General features: G+C 75.5%; 6 protein-coding genes. All 6 read right to left on the minus strand.

Annotation, left to right across the window (positions count from 1 at the left end):
- Positions 1-43: 43 nt before the first annotated feature.
- Positions 44-1,042 (minus strand): TauD/TfdA family dioxygenase, encoded by a 999-nt coding sequence (locus E6U81_RS21235; RefSeq protein ID WP_136231737.1) that lies wholly within the window; start codon positions 1,040-1,042, stop codon positions 44-46.
- Positions 1,043-1,050: 8 nt separating this feature from the next.
- Positions 1,051-1,263 carry an MbtH family protein gene (locus tag E6U81_RS21240; protein ID WP_031146736.1) on the minus strand — a complete coding sequence of 71 codons (213 nt, stop codon included), beginning with the start codon at positions 1,261-1,263 and terminating at the stop codon, positions 1,051-1,053.
- A gap of 124 nt (positions 1,264-1,387) precedes the next feature.
- A complete protein-coding gene (locus tag E6U81_RS21245; protein ID WP_276615816.1) occupies positions 1,388-2,653 on the minus strand; it encodes a cytochrome P450 in 1,266 nt (421 codons plus the stop codon).
- Positions 2,653-3,480: a thioesterase domain-containing protein gene (locus E6U81_RS21255; RefSeq protein WP_240803939.1), complete on the minus strand. Its 828-nt coding sequence runs from the start codon at positions 3,478-3,480 to the stop codon at positions 2,653-2,655. The genes E6U81_RS21245 and E6U81_RS21255 overlap by 1 nt, the downstream gene beginning before the upstream one ends.
- Positions 3,477-5,264 carry a non-ribosomal peptide synthetase gene (locus E6U81_RS21260; RefSeq protein ID WP_136231675.1) on the minus strand — a complete coding sequence of 596 codons (1,788 nt, stop codon included), beginning with the start codon at positions 5,262-5,264 and terminating at the stop codon, positions 3,477-3,479. The genes E6U81_RS21255 and E6U81_RS21260 overlap by 4 nt, the downstream gene beginning before the upstream one ends.
- An 862-nt stretch (positions 5,265-6,126) precedes the next feature.
- Positions 6,127-10,662: a non-ribosomal peptide synthetase gene (locus E6U81_RS21265; protein WP_136231676.1), complete on the minus strand. Its 4,536-nt coding sequence runs from the start codon at positions 10,660-10,662 to the stop codon at positions 6,127-6,129.
- Positions 10,663-10,739 lie beyond the last annotated feature (77 nt).

Here is a 10,739-nt window from a genome sequence, read left to right on the forward strand (position 1 = left end):
TCCTCTGCTCACGTCACGGCGTGGATGGTGTGCGGGGTGGGCCTCAGGCGGGGACTGCGGTCGTCGGGCGCACCGTGGGCCGGCAGTCGAAGAGGTCTACGGGGCGACCCATCGCCACGGCGATCTTGCGGTCTCCGCCGAACGGGTCGCGGCCGTGGGTGCAGAGCACGTTGTCGACCAGCATCACGTCGCCGACCTGCCAGGTCTCGCGGACGGTGGCGGCGTCGTAGGCCGCGTTGAGGGCGTCCACGTCCTCGCGGGAGAGGGGTTCGCCGTCGCCGAATCCGGTGTTGAACGGCAGGCCTTCGGGTCCGAACTCCTCGACCATGGCCTCCCGGATGTCCGGGTCGAGGGACCACTCGTTCCAGAAGGCCAGGTGGTTGAACCAGACCTCCTCGCCGGTCTGCGGGTGGTGGATCGTGGCCGAACGCAGCTGGCTGGTGCGCAGGTTGCCGTCCGGCTGCCACTCCCAGGCGATGCCGTTCTCCCGGCAGTACCGCTCGACGTCGGCGCGGTCCTCGGTGGCGAAGGCGGTGCGCCAGCCGAGGGAGATGTAGTCCGAGTAGGTGCGGGTGAGCGTCCAGCCGGAGGTCCGGCCCCGCTCGACCAGGTGGTCGGGGAGGGCGGCCAGAACCTTGCGGACGTCGGCGGTCGGGGTGGCGCCGCCGGTCGCGGGGGCGGTCAGGCAGGCGAAGAGCAGCCGGCCGGGGAAGGTCAGGGTGTAGCTGTTCTCGTTGTGCATCCGGATGGACTGGGCGGGCGGCAGGTCCGTGGAGGAGAAGACGCCGTCGCCGAAGTCGCTGCGCGGTGTCGCCTTCTCCCGGTACGGGGTGGGCTCGGGGATGAGGACGTCGCGGACGGCGGCGACGTCGGCGGGCTGCGCCACCGGCAGTCCGCGCAGGAAGATCGTGCCGTGCTCGTGCAGGGCGGCGGTCAGCGCGGTCTCGTTCTCGCGCAGCCACTCGCAGGCCTCGGCGAGGCCGGCGGTGGCCGGCACGTGGGCGAGGGCCGGGCGGCCGGGGTTCAGCTCCCAGTTCGGCATGGCGGCGCTCACCGCTGGTCGATGGAGGCGAGCAGGCTCGCCGGGCGGATGTCGGTCCAGTTGGCCTCGATCCAGTCGAGGCACTCCTGGCGGGCGGCCTCGCCGTGGACGGTGGTCCAGCCGGCCGGCACGTCGATCCAGACCGGCCAGAGCGAGTGCTGGTTCTCGTCGTTGACCAGGACCAGGTAGCCGGAGTTGTCGTCCTCGAACGGGTTGCTCATGGTGGTCTCCGTAGAGTGAGAGGTGCTCTGGGGTGCGATTCGAAGGTATGGGCGCCGGTCGGGCCGGAGCGGCACAAGCTCCGGCAGGTGAGAGGCAGTTGCCGCGCTGCCGGGTCCTCCACGCTCAGCGGGGGGTGAGGCGGACGGGGAAGTGGTCCAGGCCGAAGTTGATGATGGAGCGGTTGTAGGTGACGGGCCCGGTCGGCTCGATGACGGCGGCCTTCTCCAGCGCGGCCGTGTACAGGGCGCTCAGCTCGGCCTTGGCCAGCGGGGCGCCGATGCAGTAGTGGGCGCCCAGGCCCAGCGAGAGGTGCTTGTTCGGCGAGCGGTCGAGCCGGATCTCCTCGGGCTGCTCGAAGGCCTCCGGGTCCCGGTCGGCGGACCACACCCAGACCGCGACGCGGTCGCCGCGGCGGATCCGCCGGCCGCCCAGCTCGATGTCCCGGGTGGCGGTGCGCAGCGTGTGCAGCCCCACCGAGGTCCAGCGCAGGAGCTCGTCCACGGCGGAGTCCATGGACACCTCGCCGCGTTGCAGCGAGCGCCACAGGTCGGGGCGCCGGACGAGGGTGTGCAGGCCCATGGCGGCCGTGTGGCGGACGGTCTGGACGCCGCCGACCACGATGTTGTCCAGGTTGAGCACCACGTCCTCGATCGGGAGCAGCCGCCCGCCGACCTTGTACGTGGCCATCATGGAGATCAGGTCGTCGCGCGGGTCGGCGCGGCGCAGCATGACCTGGTGCATCAGGTAGGGGATCAACTTCTGGTGGCCGGCCCGGCGTTCCTCCGGCGTGCGGCCGAGGAAGGCCACGTCGCAGACCCGGACCACCATGTCGCGGTCCTGCTCGGGAACGTCCAGCAGGTCGCACATGACGGCGAGCGGGAGGGCGGACACCACGTCGACGAGGTCCACGTCGCCCTGCTCGACCGCCCGGTCGAACAGCTCGCCGGCGCGTTCGGTGATCGAGCGGGCGGCGCCGCGCACCCCGCCCTTGGAGAAGAACGGGTTGGCGGGCGCGCGCAGTTCGCGGTGGCGGGGCGGGTCGGTGAGGGCCATCATCCGGCCCGAGCCGACCGGTACGTTGCCCTCCCCCGAGCCGAGGAGCGAGCCGGACTCCGAGCTGAACACGGCCGCGTTGCGCAGTACGTCCGCCGACTCCCGGTAGGTGAGCACGGACCAGACGGGGCCGTCGTCGGCGGTCTCGGTGCGGTGGACGGGGGCTTCGCGGCGCAGTTCGGCGATCAGGGCCGGGGTGTCGGGGCGGGCCCACAGGTCGGGGTCGGTGAGGTCGACGGCACTGCCTGCGACGGTGGCGGTCGCCGTGCGGGCGGCGGTGTCGGCGTGCGCGCTGGCGGCGGTGGCGGTGGCGGTGGCGGTGGCGGTGGTCAGCATCACTGCTCCCTGGGGGCGTGGTGGGGCGCGGCGGGCACCCGGCGGTCCGCCGCCGGGAGAGGGGTGAGGAGAGAGGCCAGGAGGTCGGCCGGGCCGGACCGGTCGACGGTGGCGAGCAGGTGCCCGCCGGGGACGACGCGGTGGCCGAAGGCGCCGCGGGTGTGCGCGGCCCAGCCGGTGAGGCCGGTGGTGGCGAGCATCGGGTCCTGCGCACCGGCCAGTGCGTGGATGGCGGAGCCGATCGGCGCGTGCGGACGGTGGCGGTAGGTGGCGCTGACGGCAAGGTCGGCGCGGATGGCACCGAGGGCGAGTTCGGCCAGGTCCGGATGGGCCCGGACGGACTCGTCCAGGCCGGTGAGCCGGAGGAGTTCGGACGCGTCCAGGTCCCGGGTCTCGCGTGCGGTCCACTCGGCGGGGCTGGGCGCCCCCACCGCGACCACCAGCTCGGGTCGGCGGTCGGCAGGGAGCGCGCGGGCGACCTCGTAGGCGAGCAGCGCGCCGAAGCTCTGGCCGTAGAAGGCGAACCGGCCGCCCTCGCCGCCGGTCAGGTGCGGGGCAAGGGCCTCGGAGACGGCGCCGACGAGGGTGTCGAAGTCGGGCGGCATCGGGTGCCGGCTGCGGCCGCCCCGGGCCGGCGGGCGCAGCGCCCAGACCTCGGCCACGGGGGCCAGGGCACGGGCGAGCGGCGTGTAGGCGGTGGCGTCGCCGCCGGCGTGCGGGAAGCAGAACAGCCGCACGGGACGGTGGGGTTGGGGCACGGGGACGAACAGCCAGTCGCCCTCGACCCGGGGGCGGGCGGTGCGCGCGGGAGGAGTGACGGTGCTCATCGGACGGCCTCGCGGCGGGCGGTGAGGGCGGGGCGGGCGGCGGCCGGGCCGGCCGAGGCGGCGCGCCGGACCGCGGCGGTGAAGCCGGCCAGGTCGGCCGCGTCCAGCAGGTCGCGGAGCTGGAGCTCGACGTTGAGCCTGCGGCGCAGCAGGTGGACGACGCGCAGGGCGGCGAGCGAGTGGCCGCCGAGGGAGAGGAAGTCGTCCGTCTGCTCGATGTCGGGGACCCCGAGCACGGTGCGCCAGACCTCGGCGACCTGCTCGTCCACCCCGCCCTGCGCGGCCTGCGCGGCGGTCGGCGCCGTCGGGGCGGGCAGGGCGGCGTGGTCGACCTTGCCGTTCGGGGTGAGCGGCAGGGCGTCCAGCACGGTCACGGTCGACGGCACCAGGTGGGCGGGCAGGGTCCGGCGAAGCTCGGCGAGCAGGTCGGCCGGGCGGAGGTCCGCGCCGGTCACGAAGCCGGCCAGGCGGTGGTCCCCGGGGGCGGCCTCGTGCAGGGTGACGGCGGCCGCGGTGACAGCGGGAAGGGCGCCCAGCGCGTGCTCGACCTCCCCGAGCTCGACGCGGAAGCCGCGCAGCTTGACCTGGCGGTCCACGCGGCCGACGTACTCCAGCAGGCCGTCGGCGGAGCGGCGCGCCTGATCGCCGGTGCGGTACATCCGGGCGCCGGGCTCGGTGGCGAACGGGTCCGCGGTGAACCGGCCCGCGGTCAGGCCCGGGTGGCCCGGGTAGCCGTGCGCGAGGCCGGGCCCGGCCAGGTACAGCTCGCCGACGGCGCCGGCGCCCGTCACCGGGGCGAGACGGCGGTCCAGCAGGTAGGCGCGCACGCCGGGGAGCGGTTCGCCCAGGTGCGGGCCGGGGCCGGTGATCGGGGTGGTGATCGCGTCGACGGTGCACTCGGTGGGGCCGTAGAGGTTGAGGGCGTCGATACGGGCGTCGGCCAGTTCGCGCCAGGTCCGGGCCGGTACGGGCTCGCCGCCCATGAACAGGCGGGGGACGCGGGCGCCGGCCAGCGGCTCGCGCAGCAGCTGCCAGTGCGAGGGGGTCAGGTCCAGGTCGGTGACACCGTGCTCGGCGAGCAGCCGTACGAGGCGGGCCGGTTCGGCCCGCTGCGCGTCGTCGACCACCACCAGGGTGTCGCCGCGGCAGATCCGGATCCACTGCTGGACGGAGGCGTCGAAGGAGACGCTGGCGTTCCAGGCGACGACGCCCGGCTCCGGGCGGTAGGCACCGCTGAGTTCCAGGGCGGCGACGAGGTCGGCGACGGCGCCGTGCGGGACCTCGACGCCCTTGGGGCGGCCGGTGGAGCCGGAGGTGTAGATGACGTAGGCGGAGTCGAGCGGGTGCGGGGTGAACGGGGCGCCGGTGTCGCGGGCGCCGGCGTCGGCGGTCGGGCGGAGCACCGGCACGCCGGCCGGTACGGGAGGCTCGGCGTCGGCGCTCACCACGGCGGCGAGGCGGGCGTCGGCGGCCATGAACGCGATCCGCTCGGCCGGGTAGGCCGGGTCGAGCGGGACGTACGCGGCGCCGGCCCGCCAGGTCGCGAGCAGCGCGACCGGCAGGTCGGCGGTACGGGCGAGGTGCACCCCGACCCGGTCCCCCCGCCGCACCCCGGCCGCCCGGAGGGCGCGGGCCAGTGCGGCGGTACGGCGGTCCAGCTCGGCGAAGTCGAGACTCCCGTCCACGGCGTGCACGGCGACCCGCCCGGGGTGCGCGGCGACGACACCGCGCAGCCGGGCCGACAGGTCGGCGGTGAGGGTGGACGGCTCGGCGAAGGTGGTCATGCGGAACTCCTCGTTGGTCGGGTGCTGCGAGGTGGATGGGTCACGCTGTGGTGCGGGCCGTTCGGCCAACGGCCTCGGGCCCGGCCGTGGTGCGGACGGTTTCGGCCAACGGCTCCGGGCCCGGGTCGGGTCCGGCGCCCAGCCGGAGCCGGTCCTGCCCGCCGGGGCGGCACCCCGCAGGAGCCGGTACCGCGACCGCTCGTGCGGCGGGTGGCCTCGGCCCGGAGGCCGTTGACCGGCCCCCGTACCCCGGGCCGGCCCTTCGGGCCGTCGCCCCGCCGAGGACCGGACCGGCACCGCGCACAGCCCGCGCGGCCGGACTACCGACTCCGCCTGCCCCGGCGGAGCCGACGGGACGCTGCCCCGGTCGGGGTTCCGCTCTCCGGCCCGGCCGTGCGGCCAGCGCCCCGAGGGGCCGGCGCCACCGACGGCACAGGCGGCCGGACTACCGGCTCCGCCTGCCCCGGCGACGAGGACCGGACCGGCCCCACGCGCAGCCCGCGCGGCCGGGGTACCGGATCCGCCACCCGGCGAAGCCGACGGGCTTTGCCCCGGAGGGGGTTCCCCGCCCCGGTCCAACCGTGCGGCCAACGGCCGGTCGGGCCGGGGCCACCCTCCGCACAGGCGGTCGGCGGGGGCCGGTCCGGCTCGGCCGGGTCGACGGGGCACCGCCGACGGTTCCGGGTCCGATCACGGGCGGGGCACCGCGCCCCGGCCGCATCACCCTCCGCAGGGCGGAGCCGGCCGGGTCTGCCGGACGGGTGCGCGGCTTCCGGGCCCCGCCCGGAGTCGGAGCGGCGGGACCCGGCCGGTGGCACACGGCTTGCGCCGTGTCCGGCCCGGCCGTGCCGCCGCCGGCGGATCAGGCCCGGGCCGACAGGCGGGTCAGGGCTTCCGTGTAGGCGTCGATGAAGCGCTCCGCCGCGGCGTCGTCCACCACCGCCCGCTGGTGGTCCACGGCGAGCAGTACGCGCTGCGACACCGGGTCCTGGATCAGCGAGGCGCCGAAGGCGAAGCTGTTGGGCTCGTGCCGCAGCGTCGGCTCGCAGCCGATCCGGCCGTCCTCGATCCGGGCCGCGCTCAGCCGTCCCAGCGCATGGAACCGCAGGTAGCCGAACTGGCTGTCCAGCGCGGTGTCGGCCATCAACCGCGCCAGCCGGGCGAACGGCACCCGGCGGTGCGGCATCATGTCCAGCTCCTCCCGGTGCACGTGCCGTACCAGCGCGGCCAGGTCGTCCCCGTCCGGCTCCGCGACCAGCGGGACCGTGTTGAGGAACAGCCCGTACACCTCGGTCCCGCCGAGCCGTTCCAGCCGGCCGTTCATCGCCAGCCCGGTGGTGACCCGCCGGCGCCCGGTGATCTCGGCCAGCGCGTACAGGTGCGCGGCGAGCGCGACCGACTTGACCGGGACGGCGAGCGCGTCCGCGACCCTGCGCAGCTGCCCGGGGGCGTCGGGCAGCACCCGCTCCACCGTGCGCGGCAGTTCGTGGACGTCCTCGCTGCCGGGCCACAGCTGGCCGGTGGCGCCGTCGAGCCGGCTCCGCCAGTACGCCAGGGAGTCCGGGTCTGCGGCGGCCTCGCGTTCCACGGCGACGAAGTCCCGGAACGCGGTGCGCGGCGGCGGGGTCGGCTCGGAGGCCGGGTCGGCGGCGAGCGCGGTGTGCCGTTCGAGGATCTCGGTGAGCAGGGAGGTGAAGCTCCAGCCGTCGAGGATGGCATGGTGCTCGGAGATGGTGAGCTGGAAGGCGTCGTCGGCCAGCCGCTGGACGGTGACCCGGAAGAGCGGCGGTTCGGCGAGGTCGAAGGGCCGGTCGCGGTGGTGCTCGAAGACCGCGCGGACCGTTTCGTCCTGCTCGGCCGCGTCCGCTCCCCGCAGGTCCGCGAACTCGACGGGCACGGGCAGCGAGCCGTGCACGAGCTGGAGCGGTTCGCCGTAGCCGGAGAGGTCGAGGCCGGTGCGCAGGACGGCGTGGCGGGCCATGGCCTCCTCGACCGAGCGGCGCAGCGCGCTCTCGTCGAGGTCGCCGGCGATCCGGTAGGAGTTGACGTTGTGGTAGCTGTCGGTGCCGCCGGCGACTTCCATGTGGAAGACCATGGAGAGCTGCATCGAGACCATCGGGTAGGCGTCGACGATCCCGGGCGGCAGCTCGGCCCGGTCCTCCTCGGCGATCAGTGCGAACGGCCGGTCGCCGGCGGGGTCGGCGGCCACCGGGCGGGCCAGCGGCAGGAGTTCGGCGACGGTCGGCGCGTTGAAGACGTCCCGCAGGGTGACCTGCCAGCCGCGGTCGTGCAGGGCGCCGGCGAGCTGGACGGCGCGGATGGAGTCCCCGCCGAGGTGGAAGAAGTCGTCGTGGACGCCGATCCCGCCGACACCGAGGACCTCCGTCCAGACCCCGGCGAACAGCTCCTCCTCCGGTGTGCGCGGCTCGACGTGCCGGCCGGCCGCCCCGGGCGCGGCCCGGTCGGGGTCGGGCAGCGCGGCCCGGTCGACCTTGCCGTTGACGGTGAGCGGCAGCGCGTCCAGGACGGTGACACTGGCCGGGACCATGTACTCGGGCAGCGAGCGGCCCAGGAAGGCCCGCAGCTCCGCGGGTCCGTCCGGGGAGCGCCCGGTGACGTACGCGGCGAGCCGGTCGTCGTGCACGGTGACGACGCAGGCGTCCACCTCGGGGTGCGCGGCGACGGCGTTCTCGATCTCGCCGAGCTCGATGCGGAAGCCACGCAGCTTCACCTGGAAGTCCGCCCGGCCGACGTACTCCAGCCCGCCGTCGGGCAGTCTCCGGGCGACGTCGCCGGTCCGGTAGAGCCGGGCTCCGGGCGGGCCGTACGGGTCGGCGACGAAGCGGCCGGCGGTGAGGCCGGGGCGGCCCCAGTAGCCGTGCGCGAGGCTGCCGCCGCCGATGTACAGCTCGCCGGGCACCCCGGGCGGGCTGGGGCGCAGCCAGTCGTCCAGGACGAATGCGGTGAGGTGCGGCATGGGTGCGCCGACGAGGCTGCGTTCGAAGCCCGCACCGCCCTCGGCGACGTCGTGGAGGGTGACGTGGACGGTGGTCTCGGTGATGCCGTAGAGGTTGCAGAGCCGGGCGGGCGGCAGCGGGTCGAGGCCGTGCCAGCGCTGGACCACGCCGGGGTCGAGCGCCTCGCCGCCGAGCATGATCCACCGCAGGTCGGGCAGGGCGCGGGGGTGGCGGCGCAGGGCCGGTTCGAGCTGGCGCAGCGCCGAGGGGGTCAGGCACAGGTGGGTGACCCGTTCCTCGTCGAGCAGGCCGGCGAAATCGTCGGGCGAGCGGCTGGTGAGGTGGGGTACGACGACCAGGCTGCCGCCGTGCAGCAGCGCGCCCCACAGCTCCCAGACCGTCCAGTCGAAGGCGTAGCTGTGGAAGAGCGTCCAGACCGTGTCCGGGCCGAAGCCGAAGTGGGTCCGGCCGGAGTCGAGGAGGCGGCTGACGTGCTCGTGCGCCACGGCAACCCCCTTGGGGCGGCCGGTGGAGCCCGAGGTGAAGATGAGGTAGGCGATGTCGCCGGGGCGGCCGGCGACGGGGGGCCGGACGGCCGGGTGGGCGGCGACCTCCGCCGCGTCGGCGTCGAGGTCGAGGGTCTGCCACGGGCCGTCCGGGGCGCGGTCGGGCCGGTCGGTGAGGACCAGGGAGACGGCGGTGTCGCCGAAGACCAGGGCCGCCCGGTCGGCCGGGGCGGCCAGGTCGACCGGTACGTAGGCGGCGCCGGTCTTGAGGACGGCCAGGATGGCGGTCGGCACGGCGGCGGTGCGTTCCAGCAGCAGGCCGACCCGGTCGCCGGGGCGGACGCCGCGGGCGAGCAGGGTGTGGGCCAGCCGGTTGGCGCGGCGGTCGAGTTCGGCGTAGTCGAGGGTGCCGCCCGGGTCGCTCACGGCGGGCCGGTCCCCGTGGGCGTCGGCGGCGCGCTCGAAGAGGTGGTGCAGGCAGTGGCCGGGGTCGAGCCGTGCGGGGCGGTGCGGCTGCCCGGCGGAGGTGAGCCGCAACACGGTGGCGTCGGGGTCGGCGAGGGCGGCGCCCAGCAGGTCGGCGTAGTCGGCGGCGAGGCGGCGTACGGTGCCGGCGTCGAACAGGTCGGTGCTGTACTCGGCTTCGCCGCGCAGGGTCCCGCCGCCGGTGTCCTCGAAGACGGACCAGGTGAGGTCGAACTTGGCTGTGCCGTTGGAGCGGACGGTGCGGCGGGCGGTGACCGCGGCGCCGAGGTCGAGCGGGGCGGGGTCCTCGGTGTGGGCGCCGAACACGACCTGGACCAGGGGCGGGTGCTGCGGGGTCCGGGTGGTGCCGAGCAGGTCGACGAGCTGGTCGAAGGGGACGTCGAGGTAGCCGAAGGCGTCGAAGGCGGTGTCCTGGAGGTCGGCGAGCAGCCCGCGGAAGGTGGCGTCGGGTGCGAGCCGGACGCGCAGCGGTAGCAGGTTGACGAAGTAGCCCAGCAGGTCGGCGAGTTCGGGGCGGCTCCGGGTGGTGACGGGGGTGCCGACGAGCAGGTCGTCGCGGCCGGTCCAGCGGCCCATCAGCAGGGCGAAGGCGGCGAGTTGAACGGTGTACGGGGTGACGCCCTCCTGTTCGGCGAGTTCCCGTACCCGGGCTGCGGTGCCGGGGGCGAGGTCGAACGGCTCGGTGGCGCCGCGCTGGCTGCGCTCGGCGGGCCGGGGCCGGTCGCCGGGCAGTTCCAGCAGGGTGGGGGCGCCGTCGAGGCTCTGCTTCCAGTGGGCGAGGTGCTCCTCGTAGGAGGTGTGCTGCTCCTCCTCGGCCCAGTCGGCGTACTGGGTGGTGAGCGCCGGCAGGACGGGGGTCCGGTGCTCGGCGGACGCGCGGTACAGCTCGGCGAGTTCGTGGTCGAAGAGCTCGGCGGACCAGCCGTCCCAGACGATGTGGTGGACGGTGAACAGGAGCGTGGTGCGGTCCTCCGCGAGCCGGAAGGCCTCGGCGCGCAGCAGTGGTCCGGTGGCCAGGTCGAAGGGCTCGGCCGCCCGCTCGGCGATCAACTGCGCCGCACGTTCGGCTCGTTGGTGCTCCGGCAGTTCGAGCAGGTCGGTGACGGCCAGGGGCACGGGGAGGGCGGCGTGAATGTGCTGGCGCGGGCCGTCGGTGTGCAGGGTGAAGGTGGTGCGCAGCGCCTCGTGCCGGGCGCTGACCGCGTCCAGCGCCCGGCGGAGCCGTACGAGGTCGAGCGGGCCGGTGACGTCGTAGGTCCAGGGGGTGGTGTAGGTGGCGGCCTGCGGGTTCCACCGGTCGAGGAACCAGAGGCCGCGTTGGAGGCCCGTGACCGGGGCGGTACGGACCGGGCCGGCGGGCGGCCCGGAGGCCGCGTCGGCGGGGAGGGCGGCGGGCCCGGCCGACGGGCGGGTCGGCGGCGCGGCGGGCAGGTCGGCGGACGGGCTCACGGCCTCGTTCCCTTCGGTCGGACGGGCGGGCTGACGGACCGGGTCACGGACCGGGTCACGGACCGGGTCACGGGTCG

The organism is Streptomyces sp. A0592 (genome assembly GCF_004795115.1).
Taxonomy (GTDB): Bacteria; Actinomycetota; Actinomycetes; order Streptomycetales; family Streptomycetaceae; genus Streptomyces; species Streptomyces erythrochromogenes.